This is a genomic window from Kitasatospora sp. NPDC092039 (assembly GCF_044756065.1).
Classification (GTDB): Bacteria; Actinomycetota; Actinomycetes; order Streptomycetales; family Streptomycetaceae; genus Kitasatospora.
Genome location: NZ_JBIVSD010000002.1, coordinates 590404 through 616621 on the forward strand (window position 1 = coordinate 590404; position 26218 = coordinate 616621).

A 26218-nucleotide genomic window follows, 5' to 3' on the forward strand; every position below is an offset into this window, starting at 1 on the left:
GGGGGCCCGCTCCCCGGGGCCGGCGGGGGGGGGGGGGCCCCGGGCCCCCCCCCCCCCCCGGCGCGGCCGCCCCCGCGCCGGGCCCCCCCCCGGGGGGGGGGGGGGGCGGGGCCCCGCCCCCCCCCCCCACCCCCGACCACCCCTGGAGAACCGCATGCCCGAGGGACCGCACCGGCCGCGCCGCGGCGCCACCACGATCGAGGAGGTCGCCCGGGCGGCCGGGGTCTCCCGACAGACCGTCTCCAACGCGCTGAACGCGCCGCGGCGGGTCCGCCCGGAGACGCTGGAGCGGGTGAACGCGGCGATCCGCGAACTCGGCTACCAGCCCGACCAGTCGGCCCGCTCGCTGCGCAGCGGCGCCCGGCGCACCATCGGCTACCTCGCTCCGGTGGACGACCCGCTCGACCCCAACCCGCTGATGGCCGGCTTCCTGGAGGCCCTGGTGGACGCGGCCGGGGCGGCGGGGCAGCGGGTGCTGCTGTTCCGGCCGGGGCAGGGCGCGGCCGACCCGGTCGCCGCGATCGACGAGCTGGTGGCGGCCCGTCAGGTGGACGGGCTGGTGCTGGCGGACGTCCTGCGCGAGGACGTCCGGATCGCCCATGCGGCCCGGCTCGGCGTGCCGTTCGTCAGCTTCGGGCGGACCGGGCCCGGCGAGCCCCAGCACTGGGTGGACATCGGCAACGAGGCGGCGATGGCCGGGGTGGTGCGGCACCTCGCGGCCCTCGGCCACCGCCGGATCGGCTACCTCGGGGGCGCCGAGGAGCTGCCCTGGATGGCCGCCCGGCGGGCCGGGTTCCTCGCCGAGGCCCACCGGCTGGGCCTGTCCGCGGTCACGGCGGACGCGGTGATGGCGGACGCGGTCACGACGGACGCGGCGGAGACGGGTCCGGGGACCGGTTCGGCGGCGAGCGGCGCCGCCGTGGCGGCTTCCGTCCGGGCGCTGCTGGGCGGACCGGACCGGCCCACCGCCTTCGCGGCCGGCAGCGACCTGCTGGCGCTGGACGCGTACGAGGCCGTCCGGGCGGAGGGGCTGGCGGTCGGGCCGGACGGGGTGGCCGTCACCGGGTTCCACGACACGCCGCTCTGCCGGCACCTCCATCCCGCGCTGACCTCGGTCCGGCTGCCGCTGCGGGCGATCGCCACGGCGCTGGTCGACCGGCTGCTGGACCAGGTGCGCGGCGAGGCGGCGCCGGCCCACGGGCTGGAGCTGCCCACCGAGCTGGTGGTGCGCGGGAGTTCGGGGCGCTCCGGCGGGACCGGCCGGACCCTCCCGCCCGGCTAGTCCGCCCCGCCCGGCCGGTCGGGGCGGTCCGCCGGCGCCGCCACGATCAGCTCGCCGACCAGCCGGGCGGCGGCCGCCCGCTGCTCGGCGGGCAGGGCGTCGTCGGTGACCAGGACGTCCAGCTGGTCCAGGTCGGCGAAGGAGGCCAGGCCGACCGAGTTCCACTTGGTGTGGTCGGCCACCACCACGACCCGCCGGGCCGACCGGAGGAAGGCGCGGTTGGTCTCCGCCTCGGCCAGGTTCGGGGTGGTCAGTCCGGCCTCGGGGGAGAGGCCGTGGCAGCCCAGGACCAGCAGGTTGACGTGCAGGGAGCGGATCGCCTGGTCGGCCACCGGCCCGACCAGCGCGTCCGAGGGGGTCCGGACGCCGCCGGTGCGGATCACCGTGGCGGTGGCCGGGGTGCCGTCCTCGGCGGGCTGCTCCAGCAGCTCGGCGATCCGCAGCGAGTTGGTGACCACGGTGAGGCCCTCGACGGCGCGCAGGTGCCGGGCGACCGCGAAGGTGGTCGTTCCGCCGGCCAGTCCGACCGCCGAACCCGGCGGGACGAGCGCCGCCGCGGCGCGGGCGATCGCGTCCTTGGCGGGCAGCTCCCAGTGGGCCTTGGTCTCGAACCCGGGCTCGCCGGTGGCCGGCGCCTCGACCCGGACCGCGCCGCCGTGCACCTTGTGCACCAAGCCGCGGCGGGCCAGCGCGTCCAGGTCGCGCCGGACGGTCATGTCGGACACCCCGAGGTCCCGGACCAGTTCGGTGACCCGGACCCCGCCGCGCGCGCGGATCCGCTCCAGGATCAGCACGCGGCGCTGCCCGGCGAGCGGTTGGGCGCTGTCAGCCATCGGGACGCCTCCTTCGACCACCTCTGGTGAGTGGTCCTGGTGGATAATGTTTGAGATTGTAGCTTTCTGTTGATTCCAACGGCTCCACTCAGAGGAAGAAGGGCCATGCCCGGGACGTCCCTGACCCAGCCCACCCCCGTCAGCCTCACCGTCAGGACCGTGACCACCCTCGCGGACGGTCGGCAGCTGATCTACTACGACGGCGGCGCCGCCGCCCCCCGCGACGCCGTGGACGAACGGCCGCTCGACCCGCAGGCCCCCGGCTCCGAGGTCCGGCTGGACCCGGCCACCGGCGACTGGGTCACCATCGCGGCCCACCGCCAGGCGCGCACCTACCAGCCGCCGGCCGAGGAGTGCCCGCTCTGCCCGTCCCGGGACGGCCGGCTCAGCGAGATCCCGGCGGACGACTACCAGGTGGCCGTCTTCGAGAACCGCTTCCCCTCGCTGGCCGGGCCGCCCGCGGAGCCCGTCCGGGCGGCCGAGGGCCTGTGGACCAGCGGCCCCGGCGCCGGACGCTGCGAGGTGGTCTGCTTCACCGCCGACCACGACGCCTCCTTCGCCGACCTCACCCCCGAGCGCGCCCGGCTGGTCCTGGACGCCTGGACCGACCGCACCGCCGAACTCTCCGCCCGGCCCGGCGTGCGGCAGGTCTACTGCTTCGAGAACCGAGGCGCCGAGATCGGCGTCACCCTCGCCCACCCGCACGGCCAGGTCTACGCCCTGCCCTTCACCGCCCCGCGCACCGCCCGGATGGCCGTCCGCGCCGCCGAACACCGGGCCGCCACCGGCCGCAACCTCTTCGAGGACCTGCTCGCCGCCGAACGGGCCCACGGCGGCAGGGTCGTGCTCGCCGGAGAGCACTGGACGGCCTTCGTCCCGTTCGCCGCCCGCTGGCCGTACGAGGTGCACCTGTACCCGCACCGCAGGGTGCCCGACCTGACCGCCCTGGACGCCGGCCAGCGGGACGAGTTCCCCTCCCTCTACCTGGAGTTGCTGCGCCGCTTCGACCGGCTCTTCGGCACCGGCCGGACCCCGTACATCTCCGCCTGGCACCAGGCCCCCGCCGGTCAGCGGGACGAACTCGCCCTGCACCTGGAGCTGTTCACCGTCCGCCGCACCGCCGACAAGCTCAAGTACCTGGCCGGGGTGGAGTCCGGGATGGACGCCTTCGTCAACGACGTCGCCCCCGAGGACGCGGCCCGTCGGCTGCGGGAGGTCGCGGCATGAGTTCCTTCCAGCAGCTGTTCGGCCGTGCCCCCGAGGGGGAGTGGGCCGCCCCCGGCCGGGTCAACCTGATCGGCGAACACACCGACTACAACCTCGGGTTCGTCCTCCCGGTCGCCCTGCCGCAGACCGTCCGGGCCCAGGTCGCCCGCCGGGAGGACGGGCTGCTGCGGCTCTGGTCCGCCCAGGGCGGCGAACTCATGGTGCTCCGGGTCGACGACCTCGCCCCCGGCGCGGTGCCCGGCTGGGCCGGCTACCCGGCCGGGGTGGTGTGGGCGCTGCGCGAGGCCGGACACCCGGTCGGCGGGGCGGACGTCCGGCTGGACAGCGACGTGCCCAGTGGCGCCGGGCTCTCCTCCTCGGCCGCGCTGGAGTGCGTCGTCGCCACCGCCTGCAACGACCTGTACGGGCTGGGCCTTCCGGCCGCGGACCTGGCCGTCCTGGCCCAGCGGGCCGAGAACGCCTTCGTCGGCGTGCCCTGCGGGATCATGGACCAGATGGCCTCGATGTGCTGCCGCCCCGGGTCCGCGCTCTTCCTGGACACCCGTGACCTGACGGCACGTCAGGTGCCGGTCGACCTCGCGGGCGCCGGCCTCGCCCTGCTGGTCCTGGACACCCGGGTGAAGCACGACCTCGGCGACGGCGCCTACGCCGCGCTGCGGGCCGGCTGCGAACGCGCCGCCGCCCAGCTCGGGCTGCCCGCGCTGCGCTCGCTCCAGCCGTCCGGGCTGGCCGGTGCGCTCGCCCGACTGCCGGAGGAACTGCGCCCGCTGGTGCGGCACGTGGTCACCGAGAACGCCCGGGTGGAGGCCGCCGTCGCCCGGCTGGACGCCGGCGACCTCACCGCGCTCGGACCGGTCCTCACCGCCGGGCACGCCTCGCTGCGCGACGACTACCGGGTCTCCTGCCCGGAGACCGACCTCGCCGTCGAGGCCGCCCTGGCCGCCGGCGCCCACGGCGCGCGGATGACCGGCGGCGGCTTCGGCGGCTCGGTCATCGCCCTGGTGGACGCGGACGCCGCCGAGCGCGTCGCCGCCGGAGCCACCGCCGCGTTCCGGGAAGCCGGGTACGCCGAGCCGCGCACCCTCACCGCCGTCCCGGCGGAGGGGGCGCGCCGGCTCCGCTGACTCAGGCCGTGTGGGCCGCCGGGCGCTCCGGGGAAGCCTCCGCGAGCGCCCGGGTCACCTCCTCGACCCCGGCGCGCAGCCCGTACACCGGGGTGGCCGGCTGCTGGCGCCAGGACTCGTCGATCCCGCCCGCGTCCACGGTGTCGAAGCCCAGCTCGTCGACCAGCGCCCGGACCACCCGCTTGGCCGCTTCGTCGTCCGAGGCGACCGGCACCGCGAGCCGCTCCGGGTCCCCCGCCGGGCGCGGGCGCTCCAGCAGGTCCTGCGCGTACGTGCCGTTGAACACCTTGACCACCCGGTGCCCGAGGTGCTGCTCCGTCCAGCGGCTCTCGGTGAGCCCGCCGTCCTCGATCGCGTCGATCCGGCCGTCGCGCTCCTTCGGGTAGTAGTTGCCGGTGTCGATCACCGCGACGCCCTCGGCGGCCTCGGCGAACAGCCCGGAGGGCAGGTCCGGCACGTTCTTCAGCGGGACGGTGACGACCACGACCTGCGCCCCGCGGGCCGCCTCGGAGACCGTCACCGCCTTCGCGCCGGTCTCCTCGACCAGGTCCTTGAGCGTCTCCGGGCCGCGGGAGTTGGCCACCGAGACGTCGTGCCCGAGCGCGGTCAGCCGCCTGGTCAGGTTGCCGCCGATGTTGCCCGCGCCGATGATGCCGATCTTCATGGGAAGCCCCGTTCGCGAGTGCCGTGTTGGACCGTCGCCTGGGGCCAACCACCGTACGGCCGCTCCGATTCCCGGTCGGCCGGGTGGTTCTGCCGGACCCAGGGTCGGAGCGGGCCTGGTACCCGCCCGGCGCGGGTCGCGAGGGTGGACGCCATGGACTCCACTTCCTCGAACTCCACCGTCCTCGTCACCGGCGGCACCAGCGGCATGGGCCTCGCCACCGCCCGCCACCTGCTCGCCGCCGGCTCCCGGGTCGTGATCACCGGCCGCGACGACGCCCGGCTCGCCCGCGCCGCGGCGACGCTCGACGCCGGCGAAAGGCTGCTCGCCGTCCGCGCCGACGCCTCCGTACCGGCGGACCTCGCCCGGCTCGCCGACACCGTGCGGGAGCGGTACGGCCGGCTCGACGGCGTCTTCGCCAACGCGGGCGTGGCCGGCTTCCATCCGGTCGAGGAGGTCGCGGAGGCCGAGTTCGACCGGATCGTCGCCACCAACCTCAAGGGCGTCTTCTTCACCGTCCAGCACGCCCTGCCGCTGCTGGCCGCGGCCGGTGGCGGCTCGGTCGTCCTCAACGCCTCCTGGACCCCGCACCGCGGGCTGCCCGGCGCCGCCGTCTACGCCGCCACCAAGGCCGCCGTGCTCAGCCTCGCCCGCACCCTCGCCAGCGAACTGGCCGGGCGCGGCATCCGGGTGAACTCGGTGAGCCCGGGCTACATCGTCACCGAGATGTTCCACGCGGCCGTCCCCGACCCGGCCGACCACGAGCCGATCCGCGGCCACGTCCCGCTCGGCCGGCTGGGCACCGCCGAGGACGTCGCGGAGACGGTCGCCTTCCTGCTCTCCGAGCGCTCCTCGTACATCACCGGCCAGGACGTCGTGATCGACGGCGGCCTCGTCCCGGCCTTCCCGTCCCTGACCGGCTGACCGTTCCCCCGGGGTGCCCGGCGCCGACCGCCCCGTCGGGTGCCCGCCCCTGCCGTGTCCGCCGGGTGCCCGCCCGTGCGGTGGCCGCCCGTGCCTGGTCCTGGCAGGACCAGGCACGGAGGCGCCCGTCCGGGCGACAATCCGTACCGTGAACCCGAGCAGCGCCCTGAGCGAATTCCTCCGCACCCGCCGCGCCCGCCTGCGGCCCGAGGACGTCGACCTCCCCGACTACGGCGGCCGCCGCCGCGTCGCCGGGCTGCGCCGCGAGGAACTCGCCCACCTCGCCGGAGTCAGCGTCGACTACTACACCCGGCTCGAACAGGGCCGGGTCGGCAACCCCTCCGACGCCGTCCTCGACGCCGTGGCCCGCGCCCTGCGCCTGGAACCCGACGAGTCCGGCCACCTCCACCGCCTCGCCCGCCCCGCCGCCCGCCCCCGGCGCCCCGCCGCCCGCCAGCAGCCGCGCCCCTCCCTGCTGCACCTGATGGCCCGACTCCACGACACCCCGGCCGTGGTGATGGGCCACCGGATGGACATCCTGGCCTGGAACCGCGCCGCGGTGGCGCTCTTCGGCGACTACGGCGCCCTGCCCGTCGAGGACCGCAACATCGCCCGCATCACCTTCCTCGACCCGTCCTCCCGCGAGCTCTACGCCGACTGGGCCACCTGCGCCCGGGAGAACGTCGCCTTCCTCCACCTGGAGGCCGGCCGCCGCCCCGACGACCCGCTGCTCGCCGGACTCGTCGGCCAACTCTGCCTGGGCAGCGGGGAGTTCCAGCAGATGTGGGCCGAGCACCCGGTCGCCGACAAGACCTCGGGCCGGAAGGCCTTCCGCCACCCCCTGGCCGGCACCCTGGACCTCGCCTACGACACCCTCCGCCCCGCCGACGACCCCGGCCAGGCCCTGGTCACCTACACCGCCGACCCGGGCTCGCCGTCGGACGACGGACTGCGGCTGCTGCTGTCCTGGGCGGCGTCGGGCTGAGGGCCCCGGGTCACTTCGAGCAGGTTCTCCCTGGCCAGCACGGTCGACGGATGGTCCGGTCCGAGGACGCGGTCGAGATCCTCCACCGTCTCGCGGATCATCTCCACCGCCCGGTCCGGGCGCCCGGCGTTCCAGGAGATGACGGCCAGGCTGTGGCGGGCGAGCAGGGTGGCGGGGTGGTCGGCGCCGAGGACGCGCCGGCGGTCGGCCAGGACCTGCTCCTGGAGGCTCATGGCGTCGTCGACGCGTCCGATGTCCGAGTAGCTGGCGGCGAGATTGTTGCGAGCCGTGATGGTGTCGGGGTGGTCGGCGCCGAGGACGCGCCGGCGGTCGGCGAGGACCTGCTCCTGGAGGGTGATCGCGTCGTCGACGCGGCCGGTGTCCGAGTAGCTGGCGGCGAGATTGTGGCGGGCCATGAGGACGACGGGGTGGTCGGCGCCGAAGATGCGCCGGCGGTCGGCGAGGACCTGCTCCTGGAGGGTGATCGCGTCGTCGGTGCGTCCGGCCTCCCAGTACGAGTGCGCGAGGTTGTTGCGGGCGGTGAGGGTGTCGGGGTGGTCGTCGCCCAGAACGCGCCCGCTCGTGGTGGCGAGGCCGAGCCAGTGCTGGATGCTGGTCGAGTACAGGCCGGCCTCCACGAGGCTGAGTCCGCACCGGAACAGCAGCGGGTGGATCCCCAGGGACGGCTGGACCAGCTCGGCCGCGCCGTGCCCGGCGAGCACGTCGGCGTTGGCCCGGAGGGCCGCCGCCAGACCGGCCGCGCTGTAGTCCGCAGCCGGCCAGAGTTCGAGGAGGGCATCGGCGGCCACGTGGGTGGACAGTCGCCTCCCGGAACCGATGTCGAGGGCCGCCCGCGCGGTGAGCGCGTGCAGGGTCACCTCCCGGCCGGCGGTCTCCGTGAGGGTGACCAGGCTGTAGTTGTGCAGCACAGCGAGCGCGTCCAACGCGTCCTCCGCCGTGACGGGCGCGCCGCGAACGCCGCCGAGGTGCCGGAGCACCGGCTCCGTGCGCCACAACTCCTCCGGATGCCCGGCCGGGTCGAGCAGCGCCGCCAGCCGGAGGACCGGCCCGGCCAGCCCGACCGGCTCCTCCTGCCGTGCCGCGTCCAGCGCCAGCAGCAGCGCCGCCGTCACCGGGCCCCGGTAACCGTCGGCACCGGAGCGGGCCGGCAGGACGGCGTCCAGGCTGCGCGAGCGGTCGCGGAAGAGCTCCAGGTACCGGCCGCAGCTGCGCCGGGTGTTCACCATGTAGGCCGCCGCGTGCGCCAGCGCGAGCGGCAGGTGCCCCAGCTCCTGCGCCAGTTCCTCCGCGTGCTCGTCCAGGAAGCGGGCGCACTTCGCCCGCTCCAGCCGTTCCCGCAGGTAGGCGGCCGACTCGGCGGCGGAGTACGTGCTGACGTCCACGAGCATCCGGTCTCCGCCCGTACTGGCGGCGCCCCGGTGCCGGGTGGTCGCGATGACCCGGCCCCGGCCGCCCCGGCTGGTGGCGGGCCACAGCTGCTCGGGCGTGTGCTCCGTGGTGTTGTCGAGGACGATCAGCCAGCCGCGCTCGGTGGCGGCCAGCCAGGCCAGGAAGCGCTCGGCGTCCTGCTCGGCCTCGCCGCTCGCCCCCGGTGCCCGGACCGCCGACGCGGCCCGGGCGTACAGGTCCGTCACGGCGGACGGCTCGGCGGCGTCGGCCCACAGCACCAGGTCGGTGCCCGCGTCGATCGCCTCGCGCGCGTAGTGCGCCGCCAGCTGCGACTTCCCGACGCCCCCGCCGCCCGCCAGCACCTGGCTCAGCACGACGGTCCCGTACTCCCCGCGCGCCTCGTCGATCTCCCGCCGCAGCTCCGCGCGGGGCTGGAAGGCCGTCGCCTTCGGCGGGATCCGCCCGATCACCATCGGCCACCGCACCTCGGCCGTCGGCGCGGGGTACTGGTTGAAGGTCATCTCCCCGGCCTGGAAGGCATCGCCGTTGACGGTCCCGCCGTCGATCCCGTTCCGGACCCGCCACCCCTGCTGCACGTGCTCGCCCCCACCGCCCCGCGTTGTCGTGGCTTCCATTATGGAAGCCGGAACGGCGCTGCCGTGCCGCCCGGGGGGGGGGGGGGCCCGCCCCGGCCGTGCGGGGCCGGGGGCGGGCCCCAAATTGCCCCCCCCGGGGGGGCCCCGCCCGGCCCCGCCGGCCCCCCGCCCCCGGGGTTGGGGTTGTTTTCATTTGTGCCGCCGGCCGGGGGGGGCCGGGCCCGCGGGGGGCGGGGGCCCCCGGGCCGCGCCGTTCCGGTCCGGGGGCAGGCCGCTAAGTAGCCGCCCAGGTCGGCGACCGGCCGGGCCCGGCCGGCCCGCCGGGGGGCGACCAACTCGCCGCCGTCCATGACATCGTGGCGGGCCTGCCGTACCGTCCGTGCACGTGACCCTCGACCAGGCGTACGTGAACCAGATCTTCCTCCCGGACACCTACGCCTGCGGCGTGCCGTACGAACTCCTCCGGGAGCTGCGGGAGTCCGCTCCCGTCTGTCGGGTCGAGGAGCCGCCCGTCGGTGGCTGGCCCGGCGGGCCGGGGTACTGGGCGGTGCTGCGGCACGCGGACGTGAAGCACGTGCTGCGCAGCCCGGGGGACTTCTCCTCGCACCTGGGGGCGACCCAGATCCGCGACCCCGACACGCCGGCGGACCTGGAGTTCGCCCGGGCGATGATGCTCAACCAGGACCCGCCCGACCACTCCCGGCTGCGCCGGGCCGTCGCGGCCGCGTTCACCCCGCGGGCGCTCCGGGAGCTGGGCGCGGGCATCGAGCGGCGGGCGGCCGAACTCGTCGCCGCCGTCCGCCCGCGCGGCGAGGCCGACTTCGTGCCGCTCGCCGCCGACCTGCCCGTGTGGACGCTCGCCCGGATCCTCGGCGTGCCCGAGCAGGACCGCCAGCTGCTGGTCGACTGGTCGAACCGGGTCATCGGCTACCAGGACCCCGACCACGCCCGGTCCAGCACCGCCGACCCGTCCCGGCTCACCGACCTCGGCAGGGCCGCGCTGGCCCGCCGCCCGGAGGCGCTCACCACCCCCGACGGCCGCCCGGTCAACCCGCGTTCGCGCGCCGCCCTCGCGGACATGTTCGCCTACGCGCACGCCCTGGCCGAACAGCCGCCGCCCGGGAGCATCGTGGCCCGGATGCGGGAAGCCGGGCTGAGCGTCGCCGAGTTCGAGACGATGTTCTTCCTCTTCGCGGTGGCCGGCAACGAGACCCTGCGCAACGGTCTGCCGGGTGGGCTGTACTCCCTGCTCACCCACCCCGACCAGTACCGTCTGCTGTGCCGACGGCCGGACCTGGTCGCGTCGGCGGTGGAGGAGCTGCTGCGGTTCTGGCCGCCCGTCATGGAGTTCCGGCGCACCGCCGCGCGGGACGTCGAACTCGGGGGGCAGCCGATCCGCCGCGGTGACAAGGTGGTCGTGTACCACGCCTCCGCCAACCGCGATGGATCGGTGTTCGCCGAACCGGACCGCCTGGACATCACCCGTACGCCGAACGACCACGTCAGCTTCGGTTTCGGCCCGCACTTCTGCGTGGGAGCACAACTCGCCAGGATCCAGATGTCGGCCCTGCTCCGGCGGGTCGTCGCCGAGCTGCCCGACCTGGAGCTCACTGCGGGCGTGCCGCCGACGCGGCTCGTCTCCAACTTCCAGAACGGGTTGAAGAGCCTGCCCGTCCGCTGGCGCCGGGGAGGGCATTCCGCCGGCCGTACGGTGGTGGACCGGTGACTGCCGTACGACGTCGGCAGGGGGCCGGTTCCCCGGCAGCACCTCCTCCCGCGGCCGGCTGAGCGGCAGGCCGGACGCGCGGCCGACTTGACCGTCAGCGCCTGCGGCTGTGCGGATCCTGCACGGCTGTGGAGGCCCGGCGGCGAGCACCGGGTCTTCCGGAGTGCGGCGACGACTTCCGGTACCGGTCCTGTGCAGCGGTCTGCACCAGTAAGCTGACGAATCGTCAAAGTATGTCAGCATAAATGAACTTGATCGTCAGTAGGCATCCGGCGTGTGCTGTACCGCGTTGCGCCTCCACGGCCTGTCCGGTGGTCCGATCGGACCGGCAGTTGAACGGGAGGAACCCCGCGGCCGCGGTCCCGTTGCGGATCCCGGAGGTCGGGCTGATCGACAACAACGCCACCCTGCGCCGGTACGTGCGGCTGACCATGGGGGTCCCCCACGCCGACAACGGGGACTGGAGCCGCGACGAGCTCTGACACCCCGAGCCGGTCCACGGTCGATGCGCCACCTCGGGTGGTGCCCGGCGGTGCGCCGCCACCGGCGTCCACGTGAGCGGCCGGAGGATTGCGACCGGGCGCACGGTGGGCGTCACTCCGCCGGCCTGCCGCTGATCTGCCAGTCCCTCGGTGTCATGCCGTAGGCGTCGCGGAAGGCGCGGCTGAAATGGCTGGAGTTGGCGAAGCCCCACCGTCGGGCGATCCCCGCCACGCCGAGTTCCCCGGCCAGCGGCCGCAGGAGGTCCCGGCTGCAGCGCTCCAGCCGCTGCGTCCGGATCCACCCGCCGACCGTGACGCCCTCCTGCTGGAACAGCTTGTGGAGGAGGCGCACCGACATGAAGTTCGCCTCCGCGATCCCCGACGGAGACAGGTCCGGATCGCGGAGGTGGCGCAGGATGTGGTCCTTGACCCGCTCCAGCGAGGCCGCGGTCCGCGAGCCCCGCGTGCGGGCGCGCCCGCGCCGGTCGTCGACCAGGAGTGCCAGCAGGTCGAGCGCCGTCGCCGCGGCCCGGCGCCCGACGGCCTCGTCCAGCCCCGGTGCCTCGCGCGCCATCCTGGACAGGTAGGTCCCCAGCAGTGCGGCGCTGCCCTCGGCCCCGCTGAACACCGTCGCGGTGAGTTCCCGCAGGTCCTTCTCCGGCACGTCCAGTTCCGTGCGGGGGAAGTGGAAGGAGGTGAAGACGAAGTCGTCCTCGAGCGTCTTCCGGAAGACCCGCGAGGTGTCGGTGATGGAGAACTCGCCGGGCCGGACGAGCGCCTCCCGCCCGTCCTGCTCCTTGATCGCGGTGCCCCGCTCCTGCAGGCTGACGATGAGCGACGGCGAGTCGCCGTCGGCGATCAGGCGCCTGTTGCGCGTCACCACCTGCGGCCCGGCCTGGACCCTCGATATCCGCACCGGGCCCAGCCGGTGGCCGACGATCTCACCGGGCGAGGGCACCTCCTCCAGGAGGCTCACCGCCATCGGCACGAAGGCGTGGGACACGGCGTCGTGCCAGCTCTCCGCCCGGTCGGAGGCGGACAGCAAGGCGGTGGAGAGAGATGATGCGGACACCGGGTTCCTCTCAGGTCAGGTCGAAGGGGCATCAGGACACCGGGCCCCGGACGGTGCCACGGGCGATCCGTCGCAGGCCGTCCGGTACCTCGGCGGTGCCGGTCACGGAGGTCATGGGCCCACTCGCCCAGGCCGCGTGTCCGGACCGGCCGGCGGGCGAATCGTCGGCCCGCCGGCGCATCCAGCATGGAACACCGGATGACTTACGTCGGCGGCCGGATGACTGCGAAGCGACTGCGGGCGGTGTGGTGCCGGACACACGGTTCCCGGCGCGTTCCGGCGGTGCTCTGCGCGCACGTACACTGCAACGGTCCAGGTCAGGACGTTGGCGCGGGCGCAGAGGAACATCGGATGTCAGGCTCCGGACTGTTCGGCCGGGAGGCCGAGCTGTCGGTCGTCGACGAACTGGTCGACGGGCTCCCCGGACGCGGCGACGCGCTGCTGCTGCGCGGGGCTCCCGGGATCGGCAAGTCCGCCCTCCTGGACCACGCCGTCGCCCGCGCCAGGGCCTCGGGGTTCACCGTCCTCAGGGCGTCGGGTGTCCAGTCCGAGACCGATCTGCCGTTCGCGGGGCTGCACCAGCTGACCCACGCCATGACGGGGCGCGTCTCGCGCCTTCCCTCCGCGCAGGCACAGGCGCTGCTCGGCGCCTTCGGCATGGCGGATCCGTCCTACAGCGCCTCAGGTGCCCGGTTCTTCGTGATCGCCCTGGCCGTCCTCGGCCTGCTCGGCGACGCGGCCGCCGAGGCTCCCGTGCTGCTGGTCGTGGACGACGCCCAGTGGATGGACACGCCGACCCTGGACGTCCTCGGGTTCCTCGCACGCCGCGTCGGCTCCGCGCCCCTCGGCCTGCTCGTCGCCGTCCGCGAGGACCGTACGGCGTGGCCGGGCGCCCCCGACCTGGACGAACTCCACCTCAAGCCCCTGGACCGGGGCGCGGTCGACGCCCTGCTGGACGCCCGCAACCCCGGTCTCGCACCGGGGACGCGCCGCCTGGTGGCGGAGATGTCGGCCGGCAACCCCCTCGCACTGATCGAGCTGCCCGTCGCCCTGGGGACGAACGGGGTGCCGTCGGACTCCCCGGCGTCGCCGGAGCTTCCCCTCACCGCCCGGCTCGAACGCGCCTTCTCCTCGCGGCTGGCCGGTCTTCCGTCCGAGACGCACCGTGTGCTGCTGGTCGCGGCCACCGCCGAGGACGGTGCGCTGGCCGAGGTGCTCGCCGCGGCGTCGGCCCTGACCGGCACCGAGGTGTCCGCGGGCTCCCTGGAGCCCGCCATGGCCGCCGGCCTGGTGCGCATCGACAGGCTCCGGGCCGACTTCACCGACCCCCTGCTGCGCTCCGCCGTTCTGCGGTCGGCCTCGCTCGCGGACCGTCTGGCCGCCCACGGCGCGCTCGCCCGCACCCTGCGGGGACAGCCCGACCGGCAGGCGTGGCACCGGGCCGCGGCCGGCGGCCGACCCGACGAAGCGGTGGCACGGCAACTGGACCAGGCGGCTCTCGACGCGCGGGAACTCGGTGCCCCCGCGACGGCCCTGACCGCACTGGAACGTGCCACCGCGCTGAGCGAGGCCCCCGCGGGAAGGGTGGCCCGCCTCCTCGGTGCCGCGGAACTGCGCTTCGAACTCGGCCAGACGGGTCGCGCGTCGGATCTGGTGCAGCAGGCCGAATCCCTGGGCCCGGCCGGGCTGGAGCGAGCCCGCGTGGTCCTGCTGCGCGACTGGCTCGAGTCGGAGTCCGACACGCGCACGTCCCGGCTCCACCTGCTGATCGCCACGGCGGAGCAGGCCGCCGAGGCGGGCGATCCCGAACTCGCCCTGCGGCTGCTGCGCGCGGCTGCGCGGCGCTGCTGGTGGGCGGACCCGGGGCGGGACGTGCGGGAGCGGGTCGTGGCGGCCGCCGAGCGGCTGCCGGTGCCGGAACTCCACCCGGACCTGGTGTGCACGCTGGCGGGCGCCGCCCCGGTGGAGGCGTCGGCGACGGTGCTCGACCGGCTGCGGCGCCTCGAACGCGAGGGCGGGTACGACGTCCTGACCGCCGCCGCCCTGGCCAATGCGGCCATCATGGTGAACGCCTACGACCAGGTCACCGGGTTCGTCCGCCACGCGGCGGACGGCCTGCGCCGGCAGGGGCGTCTGGGCCCGCTGGCCCAGAGCCTGGTGTTCCTCGCCCTCGCCACCGTGCACACCGTCGACCGGGAGACCGGACTCCCGGCGGCGGCCGAGGCGGCACGGCTGGCCGAGGAGAACGCGCAGCCGCGCTGGCTGACCGGCGCACGGGTGGCGACGGCGCAGTTCGCCGCCCTGCGCGGAGACCTGGACACCGCGCTGGCCGCGATCGGCGAGGCGGAGGGCCAGGGGTTGACGGTGGTCGACCCCTCCAAGCTGGCGTACGTCCAGATCACGCGCGGCCTCATCGGCCTCGCCGCGGGCCACCACGCCGAGGCGTTCTCCTGCGTCTGGCGGGTCTTCGACCCGGCCGATCCCTCCTACCACCCGTTCATGCAGACCATGGCGATCACGGAGCTGGCCGAGGCGGCCACCGGCGACGAGCAGCGAGCCCTGGCGAGGACCGCCTTGCGACAGCTCGTCGCGTCCGCCGGGGCGAGCGAGGTCCAGACGGTCCGGGTGAACCTGGGATTCGCCCGGGCGCTGCTCGCCGACGACGAGCACGCCGAGGAGCACTTCCGGTCGGCGTTCGACCTGGACATGTCCCGGACGCCCTTCGTCCGCGCCCGGCTCATGCTCGCCTACGGCACCTGGCTCCGGCGCCGCCGCCGGGTGACGGAGGCCCGCAATCCGCTGCGGACGGCCCGGGAGTCCTTCGCGGCCATGGGCGTGGAGCCCTGGCGGGAACGGGCGGCCCAGGAGCTCCGCTCGGCCGGCGAGGGCAGCAGGAGCCAGAGCCCCGTCGGCCGGGACCTGCTCACGCCTCAGGAGGTCCAGATCGCCCAGCTGGCGGCGCAAGGCCTGTCCAACAAGGAGATAGGCCGTCAGCTGCACCTGTCGCCCCGGACGATCGGCACCCACCTGTACCGGATCTTCCCGAAACTCGGGATCACCTCCCGCAGCCAGCTGAGCGACAAGCTCGCGGACTGAGCGCGGCCCGGTCGGTGCCCGGTCGGTGCCCGGGCGGGCACCGCCTCGGCGGCGGCCGCCGACCGGGCCGGCGGTCCACCGCGCCTCCGCCGGCCGGGACGGGGCGGCGTTCCCCGGGCCGGCCGCCGCGGCTTCCGGTTCCCGGCCTCGGGAACGGCCGCAGGCCGCCGTACGTCAAGCGGAGTCGAGGCGGCCCCCCGGGTGCGCCCGGCCCGTCACTCGAAGCGCGACGGGTCGCCGGCCCCCCGTCGGGTGATCTCCGGCGCGCCGCCGGAGAAGTCGACGACAGTGGTCGGTTCCGTGCCGCAGTCGCCCGAGTCCACCACGGCGTCCAGCACGTGGTCGAGGCGCTCCTTGATCTCCCAGCCCTGGGTCATCGGTTCGTCGTCGCCGGGCAGGACCAGGGTGCTGGACAGGAGCGGCTCCCCGAGCTCGGCGAGCAGCGCCCTGGTGACGGCGTGGTCGGGGATCCGGACTCCCACCGTCTTCTTCTTCGGGTGCATCAGGCGGCGCGGCACCTCCTTGGTGGCCGGGAGGATGAAGGTGTAGCTGCCCGGTGTCGCGGCCTTGACGGCGCGGAAGACGGCGTTGTCGAGCTGGACGAACTGCCCCAGCTGCGCGAAGTCCACGCACATCAGCGTGAAGTGGTGGCGGTCGTCGAGGCGCCGGATCGACCGGATCCGTTCGAGGCCGTCGCGGTTGTCCAGCCGGCAGCCCAGCGCGAAGCAGGAGTCGGTCGGGTACGCGATGAGGGCCCCGGAGCGGAGGCTGTCGACCACGGTGCCGATGGTGCGCGGCTGGGGGGAGTCGGGGTGCACGTCGAAGTACTTCGCCATCTGGCCGACCCTACGGGATGCCGGCGGTCGACGGGCGCAGCCGCGGCGCGTCGCGACCGGCCGCCGGCGCGGGGCGGCGCCGGGGACGGCTCACGAGGTCAGCTCTCCTCGGCTGCGGCGGCCTTGGCGTCGATGCCGGCGACCAACTGCTCGATCAGGGCCTTGATGGCGTCGCGGATCGGGCGGACCGCCTCGACGCCCTGGCCGGCCGGGTCGTCCAGTTTCCAGTCGAGGTACTCCTTGCCGGGGAAGTAGGGGCAGGCGTCGCCGCAGCCCATGGTGATGACGTAGTCGGAGCTGTGGACGGCCTCGACGGTGAGGATCTTCGGCTTCTGGTCGGAGATGTCGATACCGACCTCGGCCATCGCGGCGACGGCCGCCGGGTTGACCTCGCGGCCGGGGGCGGAGCCGGCGGAGCGCACCTCGACGCGGTCGCCGGCGAGGTGGGTGAGGAAGCCGGCGGCCATCTGGGAGCGGCCGGCGTTGTGGACACAGACGAACAGCACGGAGGCGAGCGGCGCGGCGGTCACGGGTGGGCGGTCCTTCGTTCGGTGCCGGGCGTCCGGCCCGGGGCGGTTCCTCGACGGTGGCCGGGGCGGTCGGGCGTCGGCGGCGGGACGGTCGGTCGCCGCTGGTGTCAGCCCCGGTCGGTGTGAAAGTATCAGTCCATGGTGATGTCAGTCGACACTGATCTGTTGCGGGTGCTGTCCGACCCGCTCAGGCTCCGGATCGTGACCCTGCTGGCCCGCGAGACCCTGTGCACCACGCACCTGGTGGAGGAGACCGGCGCCCGCCAGACCAACCTCTCCAACCACCTCAAGGTGCTGCGGGAGGCCGGGGTGGTGGACACGGAGCCGTGCGGCCGGTTCACGTACTACCGGCTCAGGCCCGAGGTGCTGGAGTCGCTGTCGGGGCAGTTCGCCGACCTCGCCTCCACCGCCCGTGCCAACGCCGGCACGAAGAGGTCCTGTTGACTTCCCGCACCGAACCCGCGTCGGCCACCGAACCCGCGCCGGCCACCGGGCCCGAACCGGCGTCGGTCGCCGGCGGGCTGTCCTTCCTCGACCGCTACCTCGCGGTGTGGATCCTCGCCGCGATGGCCGTCGGCCTCGGCCTGGGCCGCCTGGTCCCCGGCCTGAACGACACCCTCGCCGAGGTCGGGATCGGCGGGATCTCCCTGCCGATCGCGCTCGGTCTGCTGGTCATGATGTACCCGGTCCTGGCGAAGGTCCGCTACGACCGGCTCGACGCCGTCACCGGCGACCGGAGGCTGATGGCCTCCTCGCTGGTGGTCAACTGGCTGGTCGGTCCGGCGGTGATGTTCGCCCTCGCGTGGATCCTCCTGCCGGACCTTCCGGAGTACCGCACCGGCCTGATCGTCGTCGGTCTCGCCCGCTGCATCGCCATGGTGGTCATCTGGAACGACCTCGCCTGCGGCGACCGCGAGGCCGCCGCCGTCCTCGTCGCCCTGAACTCCGTGTTCCAGGTCGTCATGTTCGGTGTGCTCGGCTGGTTCTACCTCGACCTGCTGCCCGGTTGGCTGGGCCTCGGCCAGGGTCGGCACCTCGATGTCTCCACGGGGAGGATCGCCCTCAACGCGGCCGTCTTCCTCGGGGTCCCGCTGGTCGCCGGCTTCCTCACCCGCCGCCTCGGCGAGAGGAGGCTCGGCCGCGAGCGCTACGAGGCGGAGGTGCTGCCGAGGATCGGCCCCTGGGCGCTGTACGGGCTGCTGTTCACGATCGTGGTCCTCTTCGCCCTCCAGGGCGGGACGATCACCTCCCGGCCACTGGACGTCGCCCGGATCGCGCTGCCGCTGCTGGCCTACTTCGCGATCATGTGGTTCGGCGCCTTCGCCCTCGGCAAGGGCCTCGGCCTCGGTTACGACCGCACCGCGACGCTCGCGTTCACCGCGGCCGGCAACAACTTCGAACTCGCCATCGCGGTCGCGATCGGCACCTTCGGCGTCACCTCCGGCCAGGCCCTGTCCGGCGTCGTCGGCCCGCTGATCGAGGTCCCGGTCCTGATCGCCCTGGTCCGCGTCTCCCTGGCCCGGCGCAGGAGGTTCGCCCCCGCGGACTGACGACCCGCCGCGCGAACGCCGGGGCCGCGCGGGCAGGTCGCCCGCCGCGCGATGGGCGGCGGACGTCCTCCGGGAGGCGCGGGGTCAGCGGTTCAGGTCGAGCAGGGCGGCCAGGCCGGCCACCACGGACGGCTCGACCCGGTAATACACCCACGTCCCGCGCCGCTCGGAGGCGAGCAGGCCGGCCTCGCGCAGCTTCTTCAGGTGGTGCGAGACGGTCGGCTGCGAGACGCCGACGTCCTGGATGTCGCACACGCACGCCTCCCCGCCCTCGTGCGAGGCGACCTTGGAGAACAGCCGCAGGCGCACCGGGTCCGACAGGGCCTTGAACATCGCCGCCATCCTCGCCGCGTCGGCTTCGGACAGTTCCGCCGCGGTCAGCGGCGGGCAGCACGGCACGACCTCCGGCGCGACGACCGGCAGCTCAACCCTCGAATTCGACATGCGTCTATGTTGACATCCATCGAATCCCGGTGGCAAGGTCGGAGCTGTCAGCATATCGACGTCTGTCGAATCAGGTGGACGGCGGGCCGCGCCCTCCGCCCGACGAAGGGGAGAAGACCGCCATGACCTCCGACACCGCCCTGCCCGTCCTCGTCATCGGCGCCGGCCCGATCGGCCTCGCCGCCGCCGCCCACCTCCTGGAGCGCGGCCTCGAGCCGCTCGTCCTCGAGGCCGGACCGTCCGCTGCCACCGCCGTGCGCTCCTGGTCGCACGTGCGGCTGTTCTCGCCCTGGGCGGAGGTCGTCGACCCCGTCGCGGAGAAGCTGCTGACCCCCACCGGCTGGACCCGGCCCGACGGCGCCGCGTACCCGACCGGCGGCGACTGGGCCGAGCGGTACCTGCAGCCCCTCGCCGACGCTCTCGGTGACAGGGTCCACTACGGCGTCCGGGTGACCGGCGTCGCCCGTGCCGGGCGCGACCGCATCGTGGACGCCGGCCGCGACGAGCAGCCCTTCACCGTCCACGTGACCCGCGCCGACGGCGGCGAGGGGCGCTTCCTCGTCCGCGCGGTGGTGGACGCCTCCGGCACCTGGTCCACCCCGAACCCGCTCGGCGCGGACGGCCTGCCCGCCCTCGGCGAGCGCGCCGCCGCCGACCGCGTCTCCTACCGCGTCCCCGACCTCGCGGACCCGTCCGTCCGGGCCCGGTACGCGGGCAGGCGCACCGCCGTCGTCGGCACCGGCGCCTCCGCGTTCACCGCCCTCGCCCACCTCGCCGCCCTCGCGAAGGAGGAGCCCGGCACCCACGTCGTCTGGGTGCTGCGGCGCGGCATCACCGGCTCCACCTTCGGCGGCGGCAGCACCGACCAGCTCCCCGCCCGCGGCGCCCTCGGCCTCGCCGCCAAGGCCGCCGTCGAGGGCGGCCACGCCAGCGCGCTGACCGGATTCCGCACCGCCGCCGTCGAACGGGCCGCCGACGGCCGGCTGACCCTGGTCTCCGAGGACGGCCACCGCGCCGAGGGCCTGGACGAGATCGTCGTACTGACCGGCCTGCGACCCGACCTGTCCTTCCTCACCGAGCTGCGGCTCGGACTCGACGACCGCCTCCAGGCCCCGGTCGCACTCGCCCCGCTGATCGATCCCAACCAGCACTCCTGCGGCACCGTCTACCCCCACGGCGCGAACGAGCTCGCCCATCCCGAGAAGGACGTCCACCTCGTCGGCATGAAGTCCTACGGCCGCGCCCCGACGTTCCTCGCGATGACCGGATACGAGCAGGTCCGCTCGGTGGCCGCGGCGCTCGCCGGCGACCACGAGGCCGCCGCCCGCGTCGAACTCACCCTCCCCGAGACGGGCGTCTGCGGCGGCGCGGGCCTCTACGACGAACCCGCCGGGGACCAGGGCGGCTGCTGCGGCAGTGCCGCCGCACCCGAGCCCATCACGCTCGGCTCCGCCCCCGTCGGCGGGTCCTGCTCGGCCGGCGGCGGCTGCTGACCGGCCCGTGCCCGGCCGGGCGGTCCTGCCCGGCCGAGCGGTTCTGCTCGGCTTAGCGGTTCTGCCCGACCGACGGGACGACGGGAACGCTCAGCCCGAGCAGGCCGGGCACAGCCCCCGGTAGGTGACCTCCGCCTGGGACACGGCGAATCCGAAGCGCTGCTCGGCCGGCAGGTCGGCCAGCGGGTTGCCCTGCGGGTGGACGTCGCGGATGGCGCCGCAGCCGGTGCAGATCAGGTGCTGGTGCGGCCGGTGCGCGTTGGGGTCGTAACGCTTGGCGCGCCCGTCGGTGGACACCTCGATGATCTCACCCAGGGTGACGAGCTCACCGAGCGTGTTGTAGACCGTCGCCCGGGAGATCTCCGGCAGGCGCTCCGCCGCCCGGGCGTGCACCTCGTCGGCGGTCAGGTGCACGTGCTCGCCATTCAGGACCTCGGCCACGACACGCCGCTGCGAGGTGAGACGCCAGCCGCGCCCGCGCAGCCGCTCCAGCAGGTCACTCATAACGGTTCACCTATTCAGGTCAAGGGGAGGACCGGAGTTTACCAATTCGGATCCGGCTCCTTCCGAATCCCGATCGGATATGGCTTTGGTGTCTTTCTTGACTTGGATTCCGTCCATCGTAGGATCGGCTCCGGCGCTAGCCTGGGTAGCAGCAGCACGTGACTCCCGTCACCGCCGTACGCGGCGGCGAGCGGGGGCAGCACGTGGCGCGCTAGGACCAGACAGCAGCAGTAGGTGCCGTAGGCAGCAGAAGACACCGTGATCCGCCTTGTGAGGGAAGGATTCCCATGTCTGACATCCACGATGCAACCGGCGTAGAGGCGAAGGCGGAGGGCTGCCCGGTGATCCACGGGCGCGCGCCGCACCCCACCCAGGGCGGCGGGAACCGCCAGTGGTGGCCGGAACGGCTCAATCTGAAGATCCTCGCGAAGAACCCGGCCGTGGCCAATCCGCTCGGTGCGGACTTCGACTACGCAGAGGCCTTCCGGACCCTCGACCTCCCGGCCGTCAAGCGGGACATCCAGGAGGTCCTCTCGACCTCGAAGGACTGGTGGCCGGCCGACTTCGGCTACTACGGCCCCTTCATCATCCGGATGGCCTGGCACAGCGCGGGCACCTACCGGATCAGCGACGGCCGCGGCGGCGCCGGCGGCGGCCAGCAGCGCTTCGCCCCGCTGAACAGCTGGCCCGACAACGCCAGCCTGGACAAGGCCCGCCGCCTGCTGTGGCCGGTGAAGAAGAAGTACGGGCGCGCCCTGTCCTGGGCCGACCTGATCGTCCTGTCCGGCAACGTGGCCCTGGAGGGCATGGGCTTCCGGACCTTCGGCTTCGGCGGCGGCCGGGTCGACGAGTGGGAGCCGGACGAGGACGTCTACTGGGGCCCCGAGACCACCTGGCTCGGCGACGAGCGCTACACCGGCGACCGCGAGCTGGAGAACCCGCTCGCCGCCGTGCAGATGGGCCTGATCTACGTCAACCCCGAGGGCCCCAACGGCAACCCGGACCCGATCGCCGCCGCCCGCGACATCCGCGAGACCTTCCACCGGATGGCGATGAACGACGAGGAGACCGTCGCGCTGATCGCCGGCGGCCACACCTTCGGCAAGACCCACGGCGCCGGCCCGGCGGACAACGTCGGCCCGGCCCCCGAGGACGCCCCGATCGAGCAGCAGGGCCTCGGCTGGAAGAGCGGCTACGGCACCGGCGTCGGCCGCGACGCCATCACCAGCGGTCTGGAGGGCACCTGGACGCCCACCCCGATCACCTGGGACAACAGCTTCTTCGAGACGCTGTTCGGCTACGAGTGGGAGCTCACCAAGAGCCCGGCCGGCGCCCACCAGTGGAAGCCCAAGGATGGCGCCGGCGAGGGAACCGTCCCGGACGCCCACGACCCGGCCCGGCGGCACGTGCCGATCATGCTCACCACCGACCTGTCGCTGCGCTTCGACCCGGTCTACGAGCCGATCTCCCGGCGCTTCCTGGAGAACCCGGAGGAGTTCGCCGACGCCTTCGCCCGCGCCTGGTACAAGCTGACCCACCGCGACATGGGCCCGGTGGTCCGCTACCTCGGCCCGGAGGTCCCGAGCGAGCAGCTGCTCTGGCAGGACCCGCTGCCGGAGGTCACCTACCAGCGGATCGGCGCGGCCGACGTCGCCGACCTCAAGCGGCGGATCACCGCGACCGGCCTCCCGGTGTCCGACCTGGTCTCCGCCGCCTGGGCGGCCGCCTCCTCCTTCCGCTCCAGCGACAAGCGCGGCGGTGCCAACGGCGGCCGGATCCGGCTCCAGCCGCAGATCGGCTGGGAGGTCAACGAGCCCGACAGGCTGGCCTCGGTGCTGCGCGCCCTGGAAGGCGTGCAGCAGGAGTTCAACGCGCAGGCCGGCGACAAGCAGGTCTCGATCGCCGACCTCGTGGTGCTGGCCGGCGGCGTCGGCGTCGAGCAGGCCGCCAAGGCGGCCGGCCTCGCCGTCGAGGTGCCGTTCACGCCCGGCCGGGTGGACGCGCCGCAGGAGCTCACCGACACCGAGTCCTTCGCCGCCCTGGAGCCCCGGGCGGACGGCTTCCGCAACTGGGTCGGCAAGGGCAACCGGCTGCCGGCCGAGTACCTGCTGCTCGACAAGGCCAACCTGCTGGGCGTCAGCGCGCCCGAGCTGACCGTGCTGGTCGGCGGCCTGCGGGTGCTGGGGGCCAACCACGGCGGGTCCGCGCACGGCGTGTTCACCAGGACCCCCGGCGTGCTGACGAACGACTACTTCGTCAACCTGCTGGACCTGGGCACCAGTTGGACGGCCACCTCGGAGGACGCCCACACCTTCGAGGGCCGGGACGAGTCGGGCCGGGTCATCTGGACGGGCACCCGCGCCGACCTGGTCTTCGGCTCGAACGCCGAGCTGCGGGCCGTCGCCGAGGTGTACGCGAGCGACGACGCCAAGGAGAAGTTCGTCGAGGACTTCGTCGCGGCCTGGGTCAAGGTCATGAACGCGGACCGCTTCGACCTCGTCCGACCGGCGGCTGACCGGCCGTAGCAGCGGCAGCTGACGGCGGGAGCCCGGGGACGACGTCCCCGGGCTCCCGCCGTCGCTATCCCTCACCCTTCCGGCCCTGGCCCTCACCGCCGGCCGCCTGCTCGGCCGCCGTCTCCTCCTCCGCCCGCTGCTCGGCCGCCCGGATCCGCTCGGCGAAGTCGTGGGCGTCGATCCGCTCGACCGCGGCCCCGTGCCGGGCGGCCAGCTCGTCGGCCGGTCCCGGCGCGGACTCCCTGACCTCCAGAACGAGCAGCGCGCCGCTGTCCGGCACCCGGGGCGAGAGCACGATCAGCCCGGCGCCGCCCTCGGCCGCCTGGTGCTCCTCGGCCGCGTTGCCGAGCGCCGCACCCGCCGCGAAGCCCAGCAGCACGCCGACCGGCCCGCCGAGCAGCCCGATCAGGCCGCCCAGCACCCCCGAACCGACGGTGGCCATGCCCGCGCCCCGGGTGAAGGTGTCCCTGACCTCCAGCAGTCCGTCGGCGCTGCGCTCCATCGCCGCCACCATCCGCAGGCCCGGCAGGTGCTGCGCCTCGTCGAACGCCGGGCGCCAGGCACCGGCGTCGGGGAAGGTCAGCAGGACGACGTTGTGCTGGTCGCTCATGGCGCTCCGATCGGGCCGGGACCGGCGGTGGCCGGGCTTCCATCGTGACCCTCGGTACGGCCCGCTGCCACCCCGGCGCCCGCGGGGCGAATCGAACATCACGGACCTCCCCGGTGATCGACTGCCACCAACTCGCCGTCGCCGACACGGATTTGCCCGGATCGAGTGAGACCGACCGGGACACGCCGGTCGGCCCCGCGGGCCGCTGCCAGGATCGGGGTCCGCACCGGCGGACCGCCCCTCGCGGCGTGCCCGCCGGCACCGCTGCCGGCCCACCGCGCCCGCCCGGCGCCGAGGGCTGCCCGGGTGCGGATCCACCGCGGCCCCGGCCGCCGTACCAGGGAGGAACACCGTGTCCCAGCAGGACGTGAATCCCCACCGAGCCCCCGTCGGGACGGACGGGCCCGAGCGCGACGAGCCCGAGCACGACGAGGAGCTGCGCCTGCGCTTCCCCGGGGACCGCCGCGCCCGGGCCGGCGCCGCGATGTCGGCGAGCGCCATGCTGCGCCGCCTGCCGCACCTGGTGCGGCGGGCGCTGACGCTGGCCTGGGCGGCGGACCGGACGTCCACCGTGCTGCTGCTGGTCTGCCAGGCGCTGGCCGGCGTGTTCGGGGCGCTCGCGCTGTACGCCACCACCGGCACCCTCGGCGCGCTGCTGGTGCCCGGCCCGGTCACCGAGCACCTGCGCACCGCCGCGCCCTCGCTGCTGCTGCTCACCGTCTCCGCCGCGCTGCGCGCCGTCCTGGGCATCGCCGTGGTCGGCCTGTCCGGGCGGGTCTCGCCGCGGATCACCCGGGAGGCGGAGCTGGCGCTGATCGCGGCCGGGTGCGCCGCCGAGCTGAAGGCGTACGACGAGCCCGCGTACAACGAGCAGTGGGAGGCCGCCGACCGGGGCGCCTCCACCACGCCCGACCTGCTCTCCAACGCCCAGGACGTGATCGCCTCCACCGTCTCGCTGGCCGCCGCCGCGGGCGTCCTGGCCACCCTGCACCCCTGGCTGGTGCCGCTGCTGCTGCTCGGCTCGGTGCCCACCGGCGTCGGCGCCGTCCGCACCGCCCGGATCCACTACCTGGCGGCGGTGACCACCAACGAGGACCGCGGGGCGCTGCGCGTCTACCGCTGGTTCCTGGTCGACAAGACCCGGGCCGACCAGGTCCGTTCGGACCAGGTCACGCCGTTCCTGATGGCCAAGTACCGGCGCGCCGAGGAGAAGATCGTCGCCGCCACCGACCGGGCGACCAGGGAGGCCGCCGGGGTGTCGCTGCTGGCCGCGCTCGGCACCGGCGCGGGCAGCGCGCTGATCTGGGGCACCCTGCTCTACCTGGTCGCGAGCGGCCGGATCGACCTGGCCGCCGCCGGCACCGCCACCTTCGCGCTGCGCACCGCCGCCACCGGCCTGCACGGCCTGGTCGGCAACGGCGCCCGGCTCTACCGGATGGGCCTCTACCTGGACGACTACTTCACCTTCCTGGACGAGGCCGGCGGCCACCGCATCCGGCGCGGTGAACTGGTCCCCGCGGCACCGGCGTCGGTCGAGGTCACCGACCTGGTCCACCGCTACCCGGGCGAACAGCAGGAGCCGGCGCTGCGCGGGGTCAGCATGACCCTGCGGGCCGGCGAGGTGGTCGCCGTCATCGGGCAGAACGGCAGCGGCAAGTCGACGCTGCTGAAACTGCTCTCCGGCCTCTACCTGCCGCAGTCCGGCCGGATCACCTGGGACGGCGTCCCGGTGGAGGAGCTGGACGCGGACGCCATGTGGGCCCGGGTGGCCCGGGTGCCGCAGGAGTTCGCCCGCTGGCCGCTGGGCGCCGCCGAGAACGTCCACCTGGGGCACCTCACCGAGCGGCCGATGGCGGACGTCGAGCACGCCGCGGCCCGTACCGGCTTCGACGAGGTGGTCGCCCGGCTGCGTTCCGGCTGGCGCACCCTGCTGGCCCAAGGGTGGTGGGGCGGCGCCGAGTTGTCCGGCGGGGGTTGGCAGCGCGCGGCGGTCGCCCGGGCGCTCTACCGTACGGAGCGCAGCCCCGGCCTGCTGATCCTGGACGAGCCGACCTCCGACCTGGACCCGCGGGCCGAGCACCGCATCCTGCACGCGCTGCGCGACCTGGCCCCCGGGCGGATCATCCTGCTGGTCACCCACAACATCGCCAACGCGGCGGTCGCGGACCGGGTGCTGGTGATGGACCAGGGCCGGATCGTCCAGTCCGGGACCTGGTCCGAGCTGGCCGCCCGCCCGGACGGCCTGTTCCGAGAACTGCTGGACCTCCAGCGGGACCGTTCGATCCCCGCCCAGCGGGCCGGGGAGAACGGCTGA

22 protein-coding genes are annotated in these 26218 nt (G+C 74.7%); 13 read left to right on the plus strand and 9 right to left on the minus strand.

The window, feature by feature from the left end:
- Nucleotides 1-154 precede the first annotated feature (154 nt).
- Nucleotides 155-1282: a LacI family DNA-binding transcriptional regulator gene (locus ACIQI7_RS05680; protein WP_401105463.1), complete on the plus strand. Its 1128-nt coding sequence runs from the start codon at nucleotides 155-157 to the stop codon at nucleotides 1280-1282.
- Here ACIQI7_RS05680 and ACIQI7_RS05685 read toward each other — a convergent pair.
- Nucleotides 1279-2115, minus strand: coding sequence for a DeoR/GlpR family DNA-binding transcription regulator (locus ACIQI7_RS05685; protein ID WP_401105465.1), 837 nt, complete (start codon nucleotides 2113-2115; stop codon nucleotides 1279-1281). The genes ACIQI7_RS05680 and ACIQI7_RS05685 overlap by 4 nt on opposite strands.
- A gap of 105 nt (nucleotides 2116-2220) precedes the next feature.
- Between ACIQI7_RS05685 and galT the strand changes: the two genes are divergently transcribed.
- Together galT and galK are read left to right on the plus strand one after the other, a co-directional pair.
- On the plus strand, nucleotides 2221-3342 hold the full coding sequence (gene galT, locus ACIQI7_RS05690) for a galactose-1-phosphate uridylyltransferase (protein WP_401105467.1): 1122 nt from the start codon (nucleotides 2221-2223) through the stop codon (nucleotides 3340-3342).
- Complete coding sequence (galK, locus tag ACIQI7_RS05695) at nucleotides 3339-4466, plus strand: galactokinase (RefSeq protein WP_401105469.1); 1128 nt, start codon at nucleotides 3339-3341, stop codon at nucleotides 4464-4466. The genes galT and galK overlap by 4 nt, the downstream gene beginning before the upstream one ends.
- A 1-nt stretch (nucleotide 4467) precedes the next feature.
- Here the strand turns inward: galK and ACIQI7_RS05700 are convergent, their stop codons facing one another.
- Entirely contained in the window at nucleotides 4468-5130 is a 663-nt protein-coding gene (locus ACIQI7_RS05700) for an NADPH-dependent F420 reductase (protein ID WP_401105471.1), read from the minus strand.
- A 153-nt stretch (nucleotides 5131-5283) separates the two neighbouring features.
- On the opposite strand from ACIQI7_RS05700, the gene ACIQI7_RS05705 reads away from it, so the two are divergent.
- On the plus strand, nucleotides 5284-6054 hold the full coding sequence (locus ACIQI7_RS05705) for an SDR family NAD(P)-dependent oxidoreductase (protein ID WP_401105473.1): 771 nt from the start codon (nucleotides 5284-5286) through the stop codon (nucleotides 6052-6054).
- A 148-nt stretch (nucleotides 6055-6202) separates the two neighbouring features.
- A complete protein-coding gene (locus tag ACIQI7_RS05710; RefSeq protein WP_401105475.1) occupies nucleotides 6203-7039 on the plus strand; it encodes a helix-turn-helix domain-containing protein in 837 nt (278 codons plus the stop codon).
- Here the strand turns inward: ACIQI7_RS05710 and ACIQI7_RS05715 are convergent.
- Complete coding sequence (locus tag ACIQI7_RS05715) at nucleotides 6967-9084, minus strand: tetratricopeptide repeat protein (RefSeq protein WP_401105477.1); 2118 nt, start codon at nucleotides 9082-9084, stop codon at nucleotides 6967-6969. The two genes, ACIQI7_RS05710 and ACIQI7_RS05715, sit on opposite strands and share 73 nt — an antisense overlap.
- Nucleotides 9085-9430: 346 nt before the next feature.
- Here ACIQI7_RS05715 and ACIQI7_RS05720 point away from each other — a divergent pair, with 346 nt between their 5' ends.
- Both ACIQI7_RS05720 and ACIQI7_RS05725 read left to right on the plus strand, forming a co-directional pair.
- The gene (locus ACIQI7_RS05720) at nucleotides 9431-10771 is read left to right on the plus strand and encodes a cytochrome P450 (protein ID WP_401105479.1); all 1341 of its coding nucleotides are present in this window, start codon (nucleotides 9431-9433) and stop codon (nucleotides 10769-10771) included.
- Between the two features lie 332 nt (nucleotides 10772-11103).
- Nucleotides 11104-11253, plus strand: a complete 150-nt coding sequence (locus ACIQI7_RS05725) for a hypothetical protein (protein WP_401105482.1) — start codon at nucleotides 11104-11106, stop codon at nucleotides 11251-11253.
- Between the two features lie 112 nt (nucleotides 11254-11365).
- On the opposite strand, the gene ACIQI7_RS05730 is transcribed toward ACIQI7_RS05725, so the two are convergent.
- Nucleotides 11366-12325, minus strand: coding sequence for a helix-turn-helix domain-containing protein (locus tag ACIQI7_RS05730; protein WP_401105484.1), 960 nt, complete (start codon nucleotides 12323-12325; stop codon nucleotides 11366-11368).
- A 351-nt stretch (nucleotides 12326-12676) separates the two neighbouring features.
- Between ACIQI7_RS05730 and ACIQI7_RS05735 the strand changes: the two genes are divergently transcribed.
- Nucleotides 12677-15421, plus strand: a complete 2745-nt coding sequence (locus tag ACIQI7_RS05735; protein WP_401105486.1) for a helix-turn-helix transcriptional regulator — start codon at nucleotides 12677-12679, stop codon at nucleotides 15419-15421.
- A 215-nt stretch (nucleotides 15422-15636) separates the two neighbouring features.
- Here ACIQI7_RS05735 and ACIQI7_RS05740 read toward each other — a convergent pair whose 3' ends face one another.
- Together ACIQI7_RS05740 and ACIQI7_RS05745 are read right to left on the minus strand one after the other, a co-directional pair.
- A complete protein-coding gene (locus tag ACIQI7_RS05740; protein WP_387751633.1) occupies nucleotides 15637-16257 on the minus strand; it encodes an L-threonylcarbamoyladenylate synthase in 621 nt (206 codons plus the stop codon).
- A gap of 98 nt (nucleotides 16258-16355) precedes the next feature.
- Complete coding sequence (locus ACIQI7_RS05745) at nucleotides 16356-16787, minus strand: arsenate reductase ArsC (RefSeq protein WP_401105488.1); 432 nt, start codon at nucleotides 16785-16787, stop codon at nucleotides 16356-16358.
- Nucleotides 16788-16925: 138 nt separating this feature from the next.
- Here ACIQI7_RS05745 and ACIQI7_RS05750 point away from each other — a divergent pair, with 138 nt between their 5' ends.
- Nucleotides 16926-17231 carry an ArsR/SmtB family transcription factor gene (locus ACIQI7_RS05750; RefSeq protein ID WP_401105490.1) on the plus strand — a complete coding sequence of 102 codons (306 nt, stop codon included), beginning with the start codon at nucleotides 16926-16928 and terminating at the stop codon, nucleotides 17229-17231.
- Nucleotides 17225-18337, plus strand: a complete 1113-nt coding sequence (arsB, locus tag ACIQI7_RS05755; RefSeq protein ID WP_401105688.1) for an ACR3 family arsenite efflux transporter — start codon at nucleotides 17225-17227, stop codon at nucleotides 18335-18337. The genes ACIQI7_RS05750 and arsB overlap by 7 nt, the downstream gene beginning before the upstream one ends.
- Nucleotides 18338-18421: 84 nt before the next feature.
- Here the strand turns inward: arsB and ACIQI7_RS05760 are convergent, their stop codons facing one another.
- Nucleotides 18422-18781 (minus strand): ArsR/SmtB family transcription factor, encoded by a 360-nt coding sequence (locus ACIQI7_RS05760; protein WP_401105492.1) that lies wholly within the window; start codon nucleotides 18779-18781, stop codon nucleotides 18422-18424.
- Nucleotides 18782-18903: 122 nt separating this feature from the next.
- Between ACIQI7_RS05760 and ACIQI7_RS05765 the strand changes: the two genes are divergently transcribed.
- Nucleotides 18904-20274 carry an FAD-dependent oxidoreductase gene (locus ACIQI7_RS05765; protein ID WP_401105494.1) on the plus strand — a complete coding sequence of 457 codons (1371 nt, stop codon included), beginning with the start codon at nucleotides 18904-18906 and terminating at the stop codon, nucleotides 20272-20274.
- Nucleotides 20275-20364: 90 nt separating this feature from the next.
- Here the strand turns inward: ACIQI7_RS05765 and ACIQI7_RS05770 are convergent, their stop codons facing one another.
- Nucleotides 20365-20778 (minus strand): Fur family transcriptional regulator, encoded by a 414-nt coding sequence (locus ACIQI7_RS05770; protein WP_401105496.1) that lies wholly within the window; start codon nucleotides 20776-20778, stop codon nucleotides 20365-20367.
- Nucleotides 20779-21065: 287 nt separating this feature from the next.
- Here ACIQI7_RS05770 and katG point away from each other — a divergent pair, with 287 nt between their 5' ends.
- Complete coding sequence (gene katG, locus ACIQI7_RS05775) at nucleotides 21066-23303, plus strand: catalase/peroxidase HPI (RefSeq protein ID WP_401105498.1); 2238 nt, start codon at nucleotides 21066-21068, stop codon at nucleotides 23301-23303.
- Between the two features lie 55 nt (nucleotides 23304-23358).
- Here the strand turns inward: katG and ACIQI7_RS05780 are convergent, their stop codons facing one another.
- Nucleotides 23359-23904 (minus strand): hypothetical protein, encoded by a 546-nt coding sequence (locus tag ACIQI7_RS05780; RefSeq protein ID WP_401105500.1) that lies wholly within the window; start codon nucleotides 23902-23904, stop codon nucleotides 23359-23361.
- Between the two features lie 352 nt (nucleotides 23905-24256).
- Between ACIQI7_RS05780 and ACIQI7_RS05785 the strand changes: the two genes are divergently transcribed.
- On the plus strand, nucleotides 24257-26218 hold the full coding sequence (locus ACIQI7_RS05785; protein ID WP_401105502.1) for an ATP-binding cassette domain-containing protein: 1962 nt from the start codon (nucleotides 24257-24259) through the stop codon (nucleotides 26216-26218).